This window comes from Mucilaginibacter paludis DSM 18603 (assembly GCF_000166195.2).
GTDB lineage: Bacteria > Bacteroidota > Bacteroidia > Sphingobacteriales > Sphingobacteriaceae > Mucilaginibacter > Mucilaginibacter paludis.
This window is the reverse complement of sequence record NZ_CM001403.1, coordinates 1,208,735-1,228,775: the sequence shown is the minus strand read 5'-3', so window position 1 is coordinate 1,228,775 and position 20,041 is coordinate 1,208,735. Positions and strand designations below refer to the sequence as shown.

The 20,041-nt window shown below is 44.0% G+C and carries 12 protein-coding genes; 4 read left to right on the top strand and 8 right to left on the bottom strand.

Translation table 11 applies throughout. The features are described from left to right. Window positions 1–4 precede the first annotated feature (4 nt). The 8 genes from MUCPA_RS05225 to MUCPA_RS05190 all read right to left on the bottom strand — a co-directional run bounded on the left by MUCPA_RS05225 (window position 5) and on the right by MUCPA_RS05190 (window position 12,800). The gene (locus MUCPA_RS05225; RefSeq protein ID WP_008504891.1) at window positions 5–1,984 is read right to left on the bottom strand and encodes a TlpA family protein disulfide reductase; all 1,980 of its coding nucleotides are present in this window, start codon (window positions 1,982–1,984) and stop codon (window positions 5–7) included. 103 nt (window positions 1,985–2,087) lie between these two features. Next, a complete protein-coding gene (locus MUCPA_RS05220) occupies window positions 2,088–3,494 on the bottom strand; it encodes a RagB/SusD family nutrient uptake outer membrane protein (protein WP_008504890.1) in 1,407 nt (468 codons plus the stop codon). 13 nt (window positions 3,495–3,507) lie between these two features. After that, a complete protein-coding gene (locus MUCPA_RS05215) occupies window positions 3,508–7,248 on the bottom strand; it encodes a SusC/RagA family TonB-linked outer membrane protein (protein WP_008504889.1) in 3,741 nt (1,246 codons plus the stop codon). Window positions 7,249–7,445: 197 nt separating this feature from the next. Beyond that, the gene (locus MUCPA_RS35720) at window positions 7,446–8,447 is read right to left on the bottom strand and encodes a FecR family protein (RefSeq protein ID WP_008504888.1); all 1,002 of its coding nucleotides are present in this window, start codon (window positions 8,445–8,447) and stop codon (window positions 7,446–7,448) included. 115 nt (window positions 8,448–8,562) lie between these two features. Next, window positions 8,563–9,162 carry an RNA polymerase sigma factor gene (locus MUCPA_RS05205; RefSeq protein ID WP_008504887.1) on the bottom strand — a complete coding sequence of 200 codons (600 nt, stop codon included), beginning with the start codon at window positions 9,160–9,162 and terminating at the stop codon, window positions 8,563–8,565. Between the two features lie 466 nt (window positions 9,163–9,628). Continuing rightward, entirely contained in the window at window positions 9,629–10,660 is a 1,032-nt protein-coding gene (locus tag MUCPA_RS05200) for an ABC transporter permease (RefSeq protein WP_008504886.1), read from the bottom strand. Beyond that, the gene (locus MUCPA_RS05195) at window positions 10,644–11,624 is read right to left on the bottom strand and encodes an ABC transporter ATP-binding protein (protein ID WP_008504885.1); all 981 of its coding nucleotides are present in this window, start codon (window positions 11,622–11,624) and stop codon (window positions 10,644–10,646) included. Before MUCPA_RS05195 ends, MUCPA_RS05200 begins: the two co-directional genes overlap by 17 nt. Window positions 11,625–11,627: 3 nt before the next feature. After that, window positions 11,628–12,800, bottom strand: a complete 1,173-nt coding sequence (locus MUCPA_RS05190) for a COG1470 family protein (protein WP_008504884.1) — start codon at window positions 12,798–12,800, stop codon at window positions 11,628–11,630. Window positions 12,801–13,292: 492 nt separating this feature from the next. Here MUCPA_RS05190 and MUCPA_RS05180 point away from each other — a divergent pair, with 492 nt between their 5' ends. The 4 genes from MUCPA_RS05180 (at window position 13,293) to MUCPA_RS05165 (ending at window position 20,031) form a co-directional block, all read left to right on the top strand. Beyond that, window positions 13,293–13,880 (top strand): RNA polymerase sigma factor, encoded by a 588-nt coding sequence (locus MUCPA_RS05180; protein ID WP_008504883.1) that lies wholly within the window; start codon window positions 13,293–13,295, stop codon window positions 13,878–13,880. Between the two features lie 82 nt (window positions 13,881–13,962). Next, window positions 13,963–15,105, top strand: coding sequence for a FecR family protein (locus MUCPA_RS05175; RefSeq protein ID WP_050982030.1), 1,143 nt, complete (start codon window positions 13,963–13,965; stop codon window positions 15,103–15,105). Between the two features lie 270 nt (window positions 15,106–15,375). Continuing rightward, window positions 15,376–18,609: a TonB-dependent receptor gene (locus tag MUCPA_RS05170; RefSeq protein ID WP_157543816.1), complete on the top strand. Its 3,234-nt coding sequence runs from the start codon at window positions 15,376–15,378 to the stop codon at window positions 18,607–18,609. A gap of 12 nt (window positions 18,610–18,621) precedes the next feature. After that, window positions 18,622–20,031, top strand: a complete 1,410-nt coding sequence (locus MUCPA_RS05165) for a RagB/SusD family nutrient uptake outer membrane protein (RefSeq protein WP_008504876.1) — start codon at window positions 18,622–18,624, stop codon at window positions 20,029–20,031. Window positions 20,032–20,041: the final 10 nt, after the last annotated feature.

The following is a 20,041-nucleotide window of genomic DNA, read 5'->3' as shown; positions in this document are numbered from 1 at the left end:
AACCTTAGTCGGCTTTTTTAGTCATCTCAATCATGGCCGACATTTCATCGGCAAGTTCGCTGGCGCTGCCTTTATATCCCACAGCTATAAAACGCAGCTTCCCGTTTTTATCGATAACCAGTTTTTGGGGGATGCCCGATATGCCGAAAGCTTTGCACATCCGGTTATATACTTCTTCGGTAATGGCACCGCCTTTTAATTTATTATCGAACAGGATATGGAAAGGATAATTATTGTCTTTAATATATTTTTTAACCTGTTCCTTATAATCGGCAGTGCGCTCTTCGGTGTCAACAAAGTAAAATACTACGTTAGGGTCGTTCTTATATTTCTCAACCGCCAGCTTCATACCCGGGAAGGATGCTTTGCAGGGTACGCACCAAGTGGCCCAAAAATCCATCACGATGGTTTTGCCACGGAGGTCTGCAAATTTGATAAGTTTGTCGTCTGCATCATACATGCTCCAGTCCGGGAAATCTTTTTTCACCATTTCCATCTTTGCGGTTGAAGCTACCGATAAAGCCACGTTTTTTAACGATTCCAGATATTGATCAAAGCCATCCTCTGTTTTATACTGCTTGATGTAATTGGCTTTCAGCATTTCAATCATTTCGGGCGTGCTTTGGTTTTCGTACATGCTTTTGATCAGTACATCATTCACCTGGGCCGTTTGGCCTTTTTTGTTGAGCAGAAAAACTTCGTCGTTATTTAAATTGGCTCGTTTATACTTTAAGGTTTGTTGCGCCTCTAAAGCGTATTGAAGTGCTTGGTCAAACTGGCCCACATTTTTTAGCAGGTTTACGTGTGTGATGAGTAATGAATTAACCAGGTCTTTTTCAAACTGTTGCTGCCATTCTGATGGCGAGAGGTACCAGTATTCTTCAGGCTTTTGGTTTCGGAACGATTCCATCCTATCCACTAAAAGCTTAGCATAAGGGTACAGGGTTTCGTCGGTTTGGTCCTTTCTGTTGTGCGCTATCTGGATGATCTTATAATAAGTGCCGATCACGGCATAATAAGGCATACTGGCAACGTACTTATTCAGGATATCGAAGTTTTTATTAAGCACATTCAGCACAACAATATTCTGGTATACCGTGGGGTATGATATCCGGTTATCGTCATCAAACTTCACGTCAGCTTTCGCCATCGGGAAGTCTGTTAGAAACTGTTCTGACAAGGCTATTTTTTTGTTCACATCACGTTCGTAGTTTAATTTGTTGTAAGCCCTTAAAGCCGCTACGTTACCGTGTGGATATTGCTTCATCATGATCTCCTCCAACGAATCAACAGAAGTCTTTTGCCTTAGCACTTGTGCGTAAATCTCCCGAACTTTTATCAGGTTACCCTCGCCACCGCGCTGACATAAAAATGCGATCACATTGTTAATCCTTTTAACACCGGCCTGGCCCTGGTAAGCGTAAACACCTTTAGCAAAAGGTACGGCTACCGCTTCGCTGGCTTCTTTGGGGTGGCGGGTGATTTCGTTATTCATCCAATAGTAAAAAGCGGTATCGGTTATTTTTGGCGATTTAAAGTACCCGGGAATGCCATAACCAAAACGTTCGGCCCTTAGCAGTCCCCATCCGGCATAAGCGCCGGGGGCATCATAGGCTGGTACCTTGGGGTCGAGCGCCATAATGGTATAGCTCAGGTCATGATTATTGTCCGTACTGTCGCCGGCTACAAATTTGAGTGTTACCATGCCGGCGTTTTTATCTAACTGTAGTGTAGCGCCAAATTTTCCGGCAGATGGTGTCATGTTCAGATTACTGGTGTGCCAGGCGTAATTACTGTAGGCGTAAACCACGGCGTGTACATCTTTTTTGCCAGCAAGTGGCGTACCTGCGGGGTTGTAGGTAATTAGTACGCCCTGGCCCGGCAGCGGGCGTTGCGGCTCGAAAGTAAAAGTTTTTGATTGCGCGCGAAGGGTTGAAGTGGCAGCTAATGCAACGCCCAGCAAGCCTAATTTAATGCTATTCATAATGGGGAGGATGTTCGGTATGTTTAAAGCGAGTATTTACCAGCTTAAAATTATCCCGACTTGTTTTTTGCCAACAAGCCGGGAATAATTAACTGACCAATTTTTAAGGGTTTTGTACGATCTCCGGATTAAGCCCGATCAGGTAACCGGCTATCTGGAAAGTGTATTTGTTGCTTGTAGGTTCAAGTGTGTAGGTTACGCCCGCAAAGGTACGTGTATAAGTTTTTTGGAACTGCGGATCGCTTTTTAACCGGCGCATATCCCACCAGCGCAGCATGCGGCAAAAGAATTCGCGGTGGCGCTCGTCTATCACTTTTACAAGGGCATCGTTGGCGCTGGTGGCAGTCAGGTCGGCATAGTCTGCGGCCTTAAAACGTTTTTTTCTCAAATTGTTCACCCAAAGCATGGCGTTGTTGGCATCACCGGCGCGGGCATAAGCTTCTGCTTTGATCAGCATCATCTCGGGTACCGAAGGGCCTATGTTACGTGCTTCGCTAAGCGCCTTATCCTTATAAAAGAAACGACCACCTGCCGCCGTGTACGATGAAGTCATCACGCTGGGCAGGCAGGTAAATAAATTGTAGCGCTGATCCTTAGTGCCTAAAAGGGTTAACAGGTCGTCGCTCAGGCGGATCACAGTTGGCGCAAAGGGAACTCCGCCGTACGGTACTTTTGACAATAATACTTCAGGGTCAAACTTTCTTAATGGGTAGGTAGTGGTGTTTACTACGGTAAGCGGCCCCAGATCATTCAAAGTAGATTTGAGCGCAAGCGTGCTATCGGCATATTTGGATGCGTTGGTATAATCATTCATATACAGATAACACCTGGCCAGTTCACCATAGGCGGATGCCTTTGACGGAAGGGTATTATAGGCTTGTGTTGCCGGCAATGCCGGTAAAGCTTTCTTCAGGTCGGTTATGATTTGGTTATATACCGTTTGTACGGGCGTACGCACCAGCGACTGTACGGTAGTTTCCTGGGTAAGCAACGGTACACCCGGGTCTGATGCCGCGGTAGCCGCATTGTAAGGCTTAGCATAGGTATTAACCAGCATTAAATAAGCATCGGAACGATGTACCAGGGCTTCGGCTATCAACTCAGCTTTATCGGCATCAGTACCACCGGTGCTGGTAGGTACTTCTGTTGTAACGGTATTGCAATAAGCAATTGTATTATACATGGCGTTCCACTCGTAATCGGTAAAAGCACTTGTAGTTACCGGGTATGCAGCTTGCCAGGTATAGCTATTGGCAAACCACGCATAAGATACGCTGGCTGCCAGGGCCAGTTGTTGCGTGCTGCCATCTACTATACCCGCATCGTCTGAGGCCAGATCGCTCATCCGCGGTCCACCCTCGTAAGCAGACGTATTATTAAGCAAATAGCGGTAATTGGTAATATCGCCGGGAGTAAGTTGTCCCTGGGTTTTAATATCTACATACTTTTGGCAACCGGTAAGCAAAATACCTGTCATCGCCATACTGAAAATTTTATGTAATGATCTCATTGTAGGCCTTTGGTTATAAGTTAACATTTAATGAAAGAATGTAAGAGGGAGTTGCGGGCAAGCTATAGGTTCTGTCCAGGGAGTTAACAAAATCCGGGTCGTAGCCTTGTTTGTTAGCCGTCCATAGTAAACCCAGGTTGCGCACTGCAAAGCCTAACTTAGCGTTTTTGATCATCACCTTATTGGTCAAAGCGGTTGGTAACTGGTAGCTTAACGAAACTTCGCGTAAACGGATATAATCACCTTTTAAAACATTAATGTCCGAGTATTGGTAACGTACTAAACTGGCGTTAACAGCCGTTGAAGTTCCGTTCAATCCCGGAACGTTGGTGGTAGCTTCATCACCTGGTTTTTGCCACCTGTTAGCTATATCGGCACTCAGATCGTATTTTACCTGGTTAATGTTGGTGCTGTAAGTGCCAATACTTGGTTTCAGAAAAACGTTACCGAACTGGTAAGTGGTCAAAGCAAATAAAGTAAAATCTTTATACCTTACTGATGTATTCCAGCTACCGTAATAGGGTGCCACCCTGCGTCCAGCGTATTTTAAAGCGCCTAATGTGGGTATGGCTGCTGTTGTTGCCTTAATAATACTGCCATCTTCGGCGTATACCTGCGTTAAGCCGTTAGCATCAAGCCCCGCGTTCCTGAATACCATGATCTTATCGGTAGGGTATCCGGACAGGTAAGCCAATGCTGATGGATTTGCGTAATAACTGGTAGTGGCAAAAGCAGAACTGGTATATTGTTTGGTATAGCGCTCATCTTCTAACTGGTTGGTATTGTATGAAAATGTGCCACCAAGATTCCATCTCCAATCTTTAGTATTATATGCAATGCCGTTTAAGCTCAGGTCAACGCCTTTACCGGTAATGTGGCTTGAATTCTGTACAATAACACCACTGTTGATATTACCTGTGTAGGTGTTGTTTATTGCAAAAGAAGCCAGAATATCTTTGCTATTCTTTTTATAATAATCTACCGACCCGCTAATACGGCTGTTCAGAAAAGAAAAGTCGGCTGCCAGGTTTGTTACATAGGTTTTTTCCCATTTAAGCTGAGGGTTGGCAGTGTACAAGATGCTTGAATTTGGCAGCCCGGTGGTGCCGTCGGTACCTATCGAGATATAGGTAAACGGATAGACGGTGGTTGAGATATTGCCGTTGATGCCATAAGTAGCCCTGAGCGCCAAATGGTCAATCCAGGTAAATTGTTTCATGAACGCTTCATCGCTCAGGTTCCATTTAGCTCCTGCCGACCATGCCGGTGTGGCGCGGTATTGCCTGTCTAAACCAAAGTTATTATAATCGTCATAGCGCACGCTACCGGTTAAAACGTACTTGTTATTATAGGTGTAAGCCGCGTTGCCGTAGTAGGATAAGTAACGGCGGGTCTTATCTGCCTGTGAAGTTGGCGAAGCTAAATTAAAAGTATTGCCTGTTACGGTAGCATAGCCTACATTGGTTGCCGATGTGTTACCTGCATTTACACCGGTACTTAAGCCGGAAGACAGGTTGTAGCCGTAAAGTGTTTCAGTACCCTGGCCTAATTGCGTTTCTCTTATTTCCGTACCTGCTAAAGCAGTAACCTGGTGTACCTGGGCAAAAGTGTTACTATAATCCAACTGCCCCCTAACTGTATAGTTATTGTTGTTGGTATTAACCAGGTTCAATATCCCACCGTTGGTAATGCCTATACTGTTAACAGACGCTGTAGGTGCGGTATAGTAGTTAATAAAGTTACGATAGTAATAACTATCTTGGTTATAAAATGTTCGGGTTGTGCTAAAGGTACGCTCGGTAGAATATAAGCCCGATGCGTTTAGTCCTTTAAAAACAGGGATTCTTAAGTTAACTGTGGCAGTATAGTCATTATCTTTTTGTGTATTGTCATTATTGTTCTGCTCATTTAAGTAACTGTACTGCCAGTTTGGCCGTGCGGATGAAAGTGTAGCTGTGTAGGATGACGGCACAGCAAAGTCATAAGACAGATTATTGCCATTTGCATCTTTAAGTAAGCTGTAAGGCATTAATGTAGACTGAGATGCGGTACATAACGAGGATAATGCAATACCATCATTAACATATTTAAAAGATGATCCCTTGATATTTACAGACAAGTCTGCTACTTTAAACAGTTTCCAGTTATGAGTAAGGTTAAGGGTTAAACGCTTTGCCGAATTGCCTATGGTGTTGGGAAGCTCTTTGCTGTATGACGCCGAATAATAATAATTGGAAAAATCGTTACCGCCGCTCACAGCAAAATTATACTGCTGGCTTTGTGCATTTTGAAGTAAGTATTTTGATATTTGCGAGCGGTTATCAATAGTGCTAAGTTGCACTACCTGGGCATCATATTGCGCCTGTGTTATGGTACCCGCTTTTAATTGCAGGGCAAGTAAACTGCCTTGGCTTCTTACATTAGCTGCAGCGTTATAGTACGTTGAGTTGGTTAAATCGGTAACAAAACCCCGGTCCACCAGTTCCTTTTCATAATTAAGTGTTTGTGCCGATGTCATGGTTTTTAGATATCCTAAATCGGGCTTGCCTGAAAAAGAGAAATTGGTAGAAAAACTGATTTTGGGTACCGCACTATTAATCCCTTTTTTGGTATTGATCACAATTACTCCGTTAGCGGCACGTATCCCCCAAATGGAAGCGGCGGCAGCATCTTTCAAAAAAGTAACATTGTCTATATCGTTGGGGTTAATGGTAGAAAGATCTAAGGTACTAACGGCGCCATCAACAACAATCAATGGGAAACTTTCAGCCGACAGCGTGCTTGTACCCCTGATAGTCATGTTGTAATCGTTGGTGCCTACTGTACGTGTGTTGCCGTTTACCGCCTGCTGTGTATTGTTGTAGTCAAAAGTACGGTCGCCTGCGGTAACTGCTACTTGTAGACCTGGTACCATGCCTTCCAGTATCTGTACGATATTCGGAATCGGTATTTTTTCAATGTCTTTAGCTGTAGCTGTAGAAAAAGCTCCGGTGCTGCGTTCTTTGGGCAGTGTTTGATAACCGTTGGATATCACAGAAACTTCTTTAAGTGTACTGGCCGGATCGCGCACCAGTTTAACATGAATAGTTTCCTGGCTCCCTACTATAATTTCTTGTGTAGTGTAACCAACAAAACTTACAATCAATACATCTTTATCACTTATACTCGGTATATAAGCATAACCATCCTGATTGGCCTGTACCACCATCCGTGTTGATCCTTTTACCGTAATATTGGCAAAAGGCAGCAGTTGGCCGTCCACATCAGTAATATACACTTTAAGTACGTGGCGTACAATAGCTTCAGTCCGCTCTTTTGCCGGGGCTGGGGCTAAAGCTGGTTTGCTAATAATCATGATGCTGTTATTGAGTTGCTTGTAGGTGTAAGCACTGTTTTTAAATAACAGGTCGAGCGTTTGGGCAACGGTCCGCTTTTCGGCAGGCAGGTTTAATTTGCTGAATGTTTTAAGATCCTGATCACGATAAATAAACCGGAATTTGGTTGCTGACTCGATCTTTTTAATAGCCGACTCAAATGATTCGTTCTCCAAACTGATGGTAACGCTCACATCAGCAACCTTTTGTCCGCTAACCGAGGTGGCCAGCAGCAAATGCAGGGTAGTGATAACCAGGATGGCGGTACATAAACTTATTCGCATAATTTGACGAATTACATACGGTGATAAGAAGAGAGCAATTTGGGCATGGCGTACCCGCCACGAATTGCCTTCTGCGGATTGTGCAGAAAAATTCATAAATTTGATTGTTTTAAGTGATCCTCGAAAATTGTTTAAAACAGCCTGCCTACGGTTGGCGCCGAAACAGGCATACTCTTAAACCTCCTGTTAGTAGCAGGGGGTTTTTGCTTTACCGGCTTACTTTTAGTACATCTTTTTCATTTGCTGGGGTTTAATCGTTTAAGTTTTGTTAATTAATTATATATATGGTGTGCTTAGGGGCAGCCTGCTCCATTAATGATGTAATGCTCTGCATCAACAGCCTTACTGGTAGCGTTATTAAAATCACAGATCACCTGCAAAATATCAGTAAATTTTTCGCCGTGTAAAAAAGTGCCTGTAAAGCGGCAGTTCTTAACGGCATCGTTAGCAAAGGTTATTTTTACATTAAAGCGTTGCTCAAGCGTTTGTGCAGCCTGCAGCATAGTTACATCGGTTAAAAAAAGATCCTTGCTTTGCCATTCTACTACTTTTTCTGAGTTAACGTTAAGCTGCACCATATTCTGAGCATTCTTATCAAAAGCTATCTGCTGGTTAGGCGTTATCACGCCCAATACCTGCTGGCTATTACTTACGCTCACCTTTCCGCGGGTTACGGTTACTGTAATGTTTTTTTCCTGGCTATACGCTTTGATGTTAAAGGCGGTGCCCAAAACCGTGGTAAATAGTTTCCCCGTATGAACGATAAAGGGGTGTGCCGCATCATGCCGGATATCAAAATAGCCTTCGCCTACTAAATTCACTTCCCGGGTTTTTCCGGTAAATCCAGCCGGATAAGTTAAATAGCTGCTTTTATTTAAAACCACGGTGCTGCCATCCGGCAGTTTAATTAATTGATGTTCGGTAGTGGTTTTAGCCAGCAGTGCTGGTGCGGTATGGGTTTTATCGGCACTGAAATAAACTGCAGATATCGCGATACCCAATGCCGCTACGGCTGCTGCCGCCCATTTAAACCACGATCTGTTTCGGGGTGCGGCATCTTCGTTAACTGTACGGTTGTTATTATTGATTACCTGGGCGAATAATTCGCGCGCCCTTTGCTGGCTTAGGGCGATGGTTGATTCCTGGTTATCCCATGCCAATTCCATCAACAAGCTGAGTTGTTGCTCGTTGGCTTCATCGTCTATCATGGCCATCAATTCCAAACGTTCGCTGTCGGTACACAAGTGGTCCAGGTATTTTTGAAACAGATACTCAAATCTTGTATTAGTACTCATTTTAATTGAGGGAGAGATTAATTTAGCAATTACTTAACCGCTTATTAATCTGCTTTTTTATTACTTGACCTCCGGGAAGAAAAAAAGGAGCAGTGAAATAACTAAAAAAAATGAATTATTTTTTAACTGATTGATTTACAATGAGAAAAATTGTAATCGATATGGCGTCCTGATGGAGCAGCATAAATGACCTTACCGCCTGCGCAGCCTGGCGAAGGTGTGATTTTACCGTTAAGGGCGATATTTTTAATTTTTGGGCAACTTCATCTTGCTTCATACCCTCAACTTTACACATGCTGTAGATCAACTTTTGCTGTGGTGGCAGCGCGTTTAAGGCCTGGTCGAGTATCTTACGGGTGTCTTTATAATGCAGATGGTTTTCCGTATCCAGATCGGCATCCGTCCAGCCTTGATTTTTAATAGCGAAAGCCAGCGTTTCGCGCGCGGCCTTCTTTAACGCGTTTAGTGTATGATTTCGTGACACAGTGCGGATATAGCCGCCAAAATTTTCAACGTTAACTAATGATGCCCTGTTAACCCAAATGCGAATAAAAACATCCTGAACCACCTCTTCGGCAGCGGGCAGGGACTGGAGCATTTTGTAGGCGTAATTTAAAACCTTTTGGTGGTATTGGTTAAAGAGCAATTCAAAAGCATGTTCACTACCTTCAGATATCTGAATCAGCAAATCGTTCTCGCTCCATAACTCTTTCATGTTCACACTGCTAATATACCATTTTTAAAGAGGTATAAAAAGAGCACATCGCTCAAGTTAATAATCTAAACTTCCGTTTAACCTGTTTTAGTATCCTGATAAGGGATGAATATGTTTTTTTTTCGCAGTTTTAGAACAGATGATTAAAAAAATTGACTTTAACAAGATGAAAAACTTTCGGGATGAAGATACAACGAGGTATAAATTGCTGTTTACGTTTTTTTTGTAGCGCCAACAGGATATGGGTCGATTTACTTGGCGGTAACGGAGGCTATCGATTAAAAATGACGTTGATGCCATGAGGCAATTTGAAGAATGCTGATGATAAAGCAGGTAATTAACCAGAAGCATACCGTTGGATGTGAAAAAAGGGCCAACCATGAGTTATGGTACAGCCCTTACTGGTAAACATTTGGTTTTTCTACATCTTGTTCAGAGCTTGCGAAAGCTGCCCCGGCTATTTTGATTATCGCGACCGGATTTCTTTGCGCATAAATAAGGAATACGAAAGCGCGAAGCATAACACCGTGGCTGCTATAAGCCCCGTAAGCTGTGGCCATACCAGCAATAAGCTTTGCCCTAATGGTAGCGGGTTGGGTATAGCACCCGATACTTGCTCCATTGTTAACGGCCCAAGGCTGCGTACAGCTGGCATTAGTAAAGTTGTGGTGGCATCGGTATAGAGCTGGCTGGGTACTACACGCATCAGGTTCAAAATAAACTGCTGATATTGCATTACGTCCTGCTGTGCGGCACCTTCTGGTGGCATTATTGCTCTTGCCACAAGGCTGACGATGATCTGGTAAAATATCGTAAAAAATAACCAGGCAGCAATGGCGGTAAGTGCTGAGGTAGCTGCCTGCCTGAACCTGATGGAGAACAATATCGACAGGTTAAGCCAGAACGCTACATAAAGCACGCTGAGCATCAGGAAGAAAACAACCCGGAAAAACTCCTCTACCGTAGGCGGTATGCCGATGATGATGAGCCCCAGGCCCATCACCAGGAAGCCAAGCGCGAAAAATAGCGTGCTGATCACGATCAGTGCGGCTACAAATTTAGCATTGATCACATAATCGCGATGGATAGGCTGGGCCATAATGCGGCTCAATGTACCTGCGTTTTGCTCGGAGTTAACAGCATCAAAACCGAGGGCTATACCCAGTAGCGGCCCCAGGAAGCCGATGAATACGTGAAAGGGCGGCAAGGTACCGTCGGATAGTGTAAAGAGCTTAAGAAAAAAAAATGTACCCGTTGGATCATTTGGTTTGATGGATTTGGCCAGGTTACTCACAGAGGTGTACAACGAGCCAAAGCAGGTAAGCAGGATCAGCAACAGCAACACGATAAAGCGCCAGCTTCGTACATGGTCTGTTACCTCTTTATTAATCATTACCCAGAAAGGGTGGGGGGCACGGCTATGCCCGGCTGCAAAGCTAAAGCGTTGTGTTAAAATATTTTGCTGCCATCCCCTGATGGTGTTAGTTAACTTTTCCATTATCCTCCCTTCCTTCAAAATAGCGGTGATAAATATCGTCTAAGCCATATTCCTTTTGATGCAGGTGTACCAGGCCGAAGCCGTTATCTACTATGGTTTTGGCAATCACTTCGGTAATATCGCGTAAGCAACCAATTAAAAAAAGCCCGTCGTTCGCCCTAACGTTGATCACTCCGGGTATCGATTGTAAAATGTTGAGCAACCGTTGATGTTGAGCTTCAGGGCTTTCGCCTGCGGCAGATTTTATTTTTACACTGATGGTAAAAGCCTCGTCGGGGAATAGTTTGGCTGATAATTGAGGGATATTCCCCTCCGCCAATAATTTGCCGCCCACAAAAAGGCCAACCCGGTCGCACACTTGCTGTACCTGGTGTAAATGGTGCGATGATAGCAACACGGTAATGCCTTCTTCGCGGCTTAATTGAACGATGAGGTCCAGAAATTCGCGTACGCCCTGCGGATCAATCCCCAGGGTGGGCTCGTCCAGGATAATTACTTCAGGGTTTTTGATCAGCACATCGGCCAGGCCAAGCCTTTGCCGCATCCCGCGCGAGTATTTCCCGGTTTTTTTGTTTGCCTGGGCATCCAGGCCCACCCGTTGCAACAGCTTTGTAGCACGGCTCATGGCAATATCGTCGGGCAGGCTGTTTAGCCGGGCAGTATAAAGCAGGTTTTCGAGCCCGGTATAATTTTCATAAAAACCGATATCGTCCGGCAGGTAACCTACGCGCCGTTTCACCGCGATAGGATCATGCGTGGCATCAATACCGCAAACTTTCACCGAGCCGCCCGACGGTTCGGAAAGGCCCAGCATCATTAATATGGTAGTTGATTTGCCTGCACCATTGGGCCCCAGCAAACCAAAAACCTCGCCTTTGTTAATGGATAGGTCGAGATGGTTAACCGCCGTAAATGTTCCGTATCGTTTGGTAAGGCCCTTCAATTCGATAATTGATTGCTCCACAGCTTACCTCCTTCCGTATTTTCTGAATAAATAGTATACGCTGCCTAAAGCCAGTAAAATAATCAGCAGCCCGAGCCAGCCCGAAAGGAGGGAGGTTTCTACCGATACCCTTAAATCTGCCTTGGATGATACCGCCGCTGTTTTAGCTTCCAGGTTGGCCACATAATCGCCCGCTATGGCATGCTTATCGGCTTTAATAATGGCAAATACCTGCGCGGTGGCCCCGGCATCCAGGTTATCCAGTTTTTTAGGGTCGAAGCTGATATCCCAGTTGGCGGGAGCGGTAGCCTGCAACTGAATGTCTTTTAAACCGGCGGTACCGGTGTTTTTTACCGACAGCTCTACGCGCTTCTCGTCGCCGGCAGTGGTTTTTGTGCTCAATAAACCGGTGGGCGTGCTTAGTTGCAGGCCATAAGAGCCGGTAACTACCATATCAAGGTTAAGGCTGGCCGAGGTAGCGCTCGTAGCAGCGGTTAAGGGTATTTTATAGGAACCTGCTGGTGTTTCGTCGGGCGGATCAACTTCAATAGTAATGTCTTTGGTTTTATTGGCTTCGATACTAACGGAGGATACTTGCTTATAATCGGCCTTAAAGTTAACGTTCCAGCCCGGCGGAACGGCGGCTGTTAAAGCGTACACCTGGTCGGCCGCTGTGCCGTTGCGTAAGGTGGCCGTATAAGTAAACATAGAATTAGCCGCACCCTGCATATTGGATTGCGCCGTAGTAAATTCGGTTTTAAAAGTGCCTTGCTGTGATACAATTACGGTAAGCGGCAATTGGGCTATACCGGCTGCCCTTACCACAAAATGATAGGTGCCTTTATTAACCTGCAAGGGTACCAGCACCTGCAGATTAATGGTTTTTTTGTCGCGCGGTAGTACCGAAACCTGCCCCACGCTCCATCCCCCGGATTTGGCGGTATAGGTCCAGCCTTTGGGTAAGCCGGTAACCGACAGCGATGCATTGGCTACCGCCCCGCCCTTGTTAATTACATCAATATCGTAATTGATAGACTCGCCCGGAGGTACTGATATACTGGTGTAAGGGGTGTAAAGGGTAACACCCTGGGCGCTGCAGCGCAACGCTAAGCCGCTCATCATAGCGGTTAAAAAAGCTACATAGGTTAAGCACGTTTTTAGTTTTTTTGCACGTGCCGACATCGAAAATGCTAACATGGATTTAAAAATGTTTAACAGTACACACCATAAAATAAATAACACTGCCCCAGGTGGCAAGCCATCACTTTAAAATCCACAGTAAAAATATTGCCGTTAATGGTCATTATCGATACCCTGAAGTTTGTATTTTGGTTTGCACCCTGAAAAAAGGCGCACAAAAATTTAAAATTGAAACGAAATTTACAAGAGGGTGGAGATTAAAAATTTATTAAAGCTGTTTGGCTGTAAGTGGCCTCGCGCTCTAAAAACGGGTAGCCAAAATTGTATTTATGCTATTGGGTACAACTCAGCAAAGCAACCGGTTATTTATCGGCGGGATGGCTTGTTACATAAAGAGCTAAGTTTGCATGATGCAAACAATACCAACTGTGGCACTACGGCCTCTATTGATAAAGCCGGTTATATAGGGCAATGGGGGATTATAACCCACAATCCATGTGTGGTTGTATGCTTTGCTAAAAGTTGATTACATTCGCTAATAAAAATAGTATGGCGTCCTATAGCACTCTTCCGGATCAGGAGTTGGCTAATCTTTTTAAAGATGGTGACGAATACGCCTATGCTGAAATTTTTAACCGGTATAATGCCTTGCTGTTAATGCATGCTTATCGAAAACTCCAAAATAAAGAAGAGGCAAAAGATGTGGTTCAGGAGGTGTTTGCCATGCTCTGGAGTATCAGAACAACGTTTGTATTGAAAACTAACCTGGCAGGTTTTTTATACACTTGTATCCATTACAAAATACTGGATAAAATTGTTCATGAAAAAACGGAAACAAAGTATCATCATTTTTTACAACAGTTGAGTATTGAAGTGAAGGAAGCGGATTACCAAGTGAGAGAAAGGCAATTGGCGGATATTATAGAGAATGAAATTGATGATTTGCCCGATAAAATGAAAAATGTATTCAAATTGAGCCGGTATAAGCATCTTTCTCACAAAGAAATAGCATCAGAACTTCATATTTCAGAAGAAACGGTAAAAAAACAAATAAAAAATGCTATAAAAATTCTGAAAATTAAACTTGATCTCTTTATTTGGGGTTTATTGCTACTTATGGCGCTATTTTTTTCATAATTATAAAAAAAATTAAATTCATATACCCCTTCGCTCTTAATTATTCGTCTTGTTTATAAAGGAGATTATTATCCGGCTAAGCATGACTCATAAAGACATTACTGAATTACTGGAAAAATACCGGAACGGAACTGCGACGGAAGAAGAAATCGATGTACTGCTTTATCGCATTCAAAATTTAAATAAGGATAGTAAACTTACCTTCTCCGAGCTTGAATACAAATCTTATCAAGCCCGCATATCAGAAAATTTACCCGTTACCCATGGCCGGATCCGGCCTTTAAAAACGTGGTTAGGTATGGCGGCAGCTGTACTGATTTTTGCAGGTTTGGGCACTTGGTTTTATTTAAGCGGCCAACATCATCAGGTATCTTCTAAAATCAGCAGGAATGAGCTGCTGCCGGGCGGAAACCAGGCTATACTTACCCTGGATAACGGCAAACAGGTTATTTTAAATGGCACCCATGCCGGTACAATAGCGAGCCAGGGCAACGTAGTGGTTAGTCAAACCGCAAACGGGGCAATTGCTTATTTGCCTGGCTCATCTTCCGGAAATCAGGATCAGGAGATACGCTATAACCAGATAGCAACCTACAAAGGAGGCGAATATCAGATAACCCTTGCAGACGGAACAAAAGTATGGATCAATGCAGCATCTGCTTTAAAGTATCCTACCAGGTTTACCGGGAACTACAGAACGGTAGAGCTTACCGGTGAAGCCTATTTTGAAGTTGCTAAAAATAAGCATTTACCTTTTAAGGTACTCTCTAAAGGGCAGGTAGTTGAAGTTTTAGGTACGCATTTTAACATCAATACTTATGGCGATGACGGGCTTATTAAAACAACCCTGCTGGAGGGAAGCGTGAAGATTTCGGCCCCTGGTAAAACAGCCTTGTTAAAACCGGGGCAACAGGCCCGGCTTGATACCCTTCCACAAAAAACAGGCGGTCATATTAAAGTTGTTGAAAATATTGATACAGAGGATGTTGTTGCATGGAAATCCGGTGCTTTTGTTTTTGATAACAGCCATATCCAGCAGATTATGCTGCAAATTGCGCGTTGCTACAACGCGAACATCAATTATGAGGGGATCAAACCACAATTAACGTTTACCGGCGTAATTAAAAAAAGCAGCGATATTAACGATGTGCTGGAACTTATTGAGCGCGCAGGAGACGCGCAATTTAAGGTGAACGGAAAAACCATTACAGTAAAAAAGAAATAACAATAAAACAGATTGCCTATGTAGATAAAAACCATCACACGAGGTAGCCTGAAAAACCTTTCCGGATCCCACTCCGGAAAGGCTAAAGTTTGGGCTAACCTGATCCGACAAGTCGGACTTACCAACGCTATTATTGATTTTAACACTTAACCCAAACATTTCAAATGTATGAATGAACATGTACATTCTAAAATTCCGAATGGAATTAACTTTCAGCGCCCGGCGCCTCTCCAGCCACTCCTTAAAAAACTCAAAAAAGCTGCTGTTATTATGAAATTAACAGGTTTGTTATTACTCGTATTTACTTTGCACATCAGCGCATCGTCGCTGGCTCAAAAGGCAAGCATTGTAAAAAAAGATGCCGAACTTAAATCGGTTCTGCGGGAGCTTCACAGGCAAACCGGCTATTTCTTCATCTATAATAACGAAGTAATTAAAAAGGCTGTTCCGGTAACCGTTAACCTCGTTAATGCCGATATCAATACCATTTTGCAAGAGGTATTTGATAAACAACCCCTTACTTATTTTATCGATAAAAATACCATTCTCATCAAAACAAAGGTTGTAAAAGAGCCGGTTATCAGCGCGCCCTCGCAACAGCAAACTCCTCAACAACTTAAGGTGAGCGGTTTGATAACCGATGATAAGGGTGAGCCGCTTGCGGGAGCAACGGTAAAAATAAAAGGCAGCGCGATGAGCAGTACCGCCGATCAAACCGGCCATTTCAGTTTAGATGCAGCCCAAGCCGGGCAAATACTCCAGGTCAGTTTCGTTGGCTATGAGATGCAGGAAGTTAAAATTCCGGCAGGAGGCCAATTGACGGTGCGGTTAAGCCCATCGGTAGGCGGGTTAAACGAGGTTTTGGTGGTAGGCTATGGCACGAGTTTAAAAAAAGACCTTACCGGTTCGGTAGGGAGGATAAGTGCCCAAAATATTAATGAACAGGCGGTGGCTAACCCATTGCTTGCGCTTGAAGGGCGTATAGCTGGCTTAAACGTAACCCAAACAAACGGGACAGCTGGTGCATACGTATCTGTGCAGATAAGAGGAAGCAATTCCATAGGTGCCGGTAACGAGCCCTTATATGTCATAGATGGGATGCCGTTTGAATCGACACCGATGAATTTATTTGAAACCTATTATTCTACGGCCAATAAATATGCGGGCTATTTAAGTCCGTTAAGCAGTATTAACCCGGGCGATATTGAAAGCATCGATGTATTGAAAGATGCGGATGCTACAGCCATCTACGGCTCAAGAGGCGCTAACGGTGTTATTTTAATCACCACCAAGAAAGGAAAAAACACCTTGGGTAAGCTAAATGTAACTGTGGGTGCCGACTATGGCATCAGCCAGGTGGCCCACCAGATGGATTTGTTGAATACGGAACAATACCTGGCCCTCAGAAAGCAGGCCTTTACCAATGATGGACTTGATTACGCTAAGGTAAGTGCGCCTGATCTGAATGTTTTTAGCCCCAATCAAAATACAAACTGGCAAAAAGTGTTGCTGGGCAACAACGCCGCTACAACCAACGCTAACATCAAGCTTGAAAGTGGCACCGAGCAAAGTAAGTTTTTATTTAGCACAGCCTATCATAACGAAGGAACGGTTTATCCCGGTTCGGATAACGATTCGAGGATAGCCATCCAGAGCGGGTATGATTTTAATTCTATCAACCAGAAGTTTGGAATCAGCATTAAAAATAATTTTTCGTATGATCTGAACAAATTGCCAGGTGCCGATCTGGGTACTTCTATTTTAATGGCTCCTAATTTTAATCCTTATAAGGCTGATGGTACTTTAAATTGGCAGGGATTGGATGATACGCACCCTAACCCGCTCGGCGCTACCAATAGCTTGTATAAAAATACCACCACCAATTTAATCAGCAATGTGTTGCTGCATTACAAGGTGCTTCATACCCTGGATTTAAAACTAAACCTGGGTTATAACCAGGACGAACTGGAATCATACCAGGGGAATCCGTTTTCTTCTTTTTTACCTAACAGTTTATATTATCCGGCTCCCTACGCCCAATTTGGCGATACTAAAAGAAAAAGCTTCATTATAGAGCCGCAGGCAGTTTATAATATCAAACTGGGCGAAGGCAAACTGGAGGCGCTGGCAGGCGGTACCTTCCAACGGAGAACCAACAATACCGCCTACATTTACGGGTATAACTATTCGTCTGATCTATTGATCAACAGCGCCTCGGCGGCCGGAAGCACCCTCCTGAGCAATACCAATTATGATTATCGTTATCTGTCCGTATTCGGCCGGATAAATTATAACTGGAAAAGTAAACTGATCTTTAACGGAACCATCAGGCGCGACGGATCGTCAAGGTTTGGGCCCGATAAACAATTCGGCACCTTCTGGTCTGCAGGCGGTGCATACGTTTTTAGCGAAGAAGAATTGTTTAAAAAGCTATCGGACATTTTAAGTTTTGGGAAACTACGTGCAAGCTATGGTACCACCGGTAACGATCAGATTGCCGATTATGGCTATTATTCTAAATATACGGCCTATCCTTATACTTACCAGGGTGTAGCAACTGTTAACCCGGCCAACCTGGCCAATAGCGAGTATAGCTGGGAAACGGTAAATAAATTAGACGTGGCACTTGATCTGGGATTTTTTCACGACAGGATTTTTATCACAGCCGACTACTATCGTAACCGGACTGGGAACCAGTTAGTTGGTTATCCCTTGTCGTTGGTAACTGGTTTTAGCACCGTACAATATAACCTGCCTGCCGTTATCCAAAACAAAGGTATTGAGTTAAGCTTAAGCACAGATAATGTGCACACCGCTAACTTCAGCTGGAAAACGAGTATTAATTTTACCATCCCACGTAACACGCTGTTGAGTTATCCCGGTTTAGCGGGATCGTCTAACGCGGCTAATTATGTCATCGGCCAATCTATTAATATATATCGCGGATATGAGTACGCAGGTTACAACCAAACCACCGGGGCCATTATTTACAAAGACAAAGACGGCAGCGGCACCATCAATACATCAGACTATGTTACCATCGGCAGTAAAGACCCCAAATTTTACGGCGGCGTGCAAAATACGTTTGCTTACGGCAACTGGCAGCTGAGTTTTGCTTTTCAATACGTAAAAAAGGAGGCGTTTAATTACTTGTATTATACCGGCAGCGCCAACCAATACGGTTCCATGACCAATCAGGATTTCAGCACCCTCAACAATGCGCTTGTTCCGCGCCCAACCACTTCTTCGGCGGGTTACAGCGATTATAGCAGTTCTACCGCCACCTGGGGAGATGCGTCTTACTTAAGGTTAAAGAATGCCTATCTATCTTATAATTTGCCTAAAGCCTGGCTCAACCGGGTTAACATAGCAAGCTGTAACCTGTATTTACAAGGGCAAAACCTATTTACGATAACTAATTACAAAGGCCTTGATCCGGAAACGCTGGGTTTATATACACCGCCATTACGGTTATATACAATGGGTATTAAAGTCGGGTTTTAAATTTAAATCAACATGAAAAAGATATTTTACATAAAAAATAACCTGCTTGTTTATTTGCTGCTTGGCTTACTATTCAGCTTGGGAGGATGCAAAAAATTGTTGCAGGCGGATTTGTCAAACAGCGCTATCACATCCACCCAGGTTTTTACGTCTGATGCTACAGCATTGTCCGCAGTTGATGGTATATATGCTTATATGGCCTTGTTTACCGGCCCGCAATATTTAACGGATGATGGTATTGGCGCCATTACCAGTATTGGGGCCGATGACCTGCTGGATTATACCCAAACTTACGCTGATTATCAAACCAACACCATCAGCAGTAGCGGCACGCTAAGCCCCGTTTATAACGTTTGGCGAAACGGATATAAAGATATCTACCTGACCAATGCCGCTATAGAAGGGATCAGTGCGTCGTCGGCTATTTCGGCGGCTGTAAAAAGCCAGTTGCTGGGAGAGTGTTACGTTATACGGGCGTTTAACTACTTTTACCTAACCAACCTTTACGGCGATTTACCACTAACCACCAGCACCACCTATCAGCAAAACAGTACCCAGGGAAAAGCACCCGCAGATGAGGTTTATAAACAAATTATTGCCGATTTACAACTGGCAGAAACGATGCTGCCAGCCACCTACCCATCGGCAGATAGGGCCCGGCCTAATAAATATACCGCCGCCGCCTTGCTTGCCAAGGTTTATTTATACAACAAACAGTGGGCCCTGGCCGAAGCACAGGCAAGCACCGTTATACAGAGCGGCTTGTATACTTTAGTGCAAAACACCGACAATGTTTTTTTGAAAACGAGCACCGAAACCATTTGGCAACTGGCTCCGGTAGGTTCAAAAAATAATACCAACTCCTACCTGCAATATACTCCAACCGCCACAAACGGGCCTACTTTTACACTTACTACCGGCTTGTTAAGTAGTTTTGAAGTAAACCCGGTAACTAATACGCCCGATAAACGCAGGGGCTCTTGGATTGGATCAATCGTTTATAATACCAACACCTATTATTATCCGGCTAAATACAAAGCAAAATCAAGTGCGGCTAATGTAGAGGATAATATTCTATTCCGTATGGCGGAGCAATACCTGATCCGGGCGGAAGCAAGAGCGCAGCAAAATAATGCCGACGGCGCTATAGCCGATTTAAATATCATTCGTAACAGGGCGGGCTTAGGTAACACTACGGCAGTTTTGCAGGCCGACTTACTTGCGGCCATATCCAGGGAAAACAGAATTGAATACTTTGCCGAATGGGGCCATCGCTGGTTTGACTTGAAACGCACGGGTACGATAGACGCGGTTTTAGGTGCTGCCAAAACCACTTATAAGCCTTTTGCCAAACTTTGGCCTTTGCCACAAACAGAAATATTGGCCAACCCGAATTTAATTCAGAATACGGGTTATAATTAAATTAAAACTC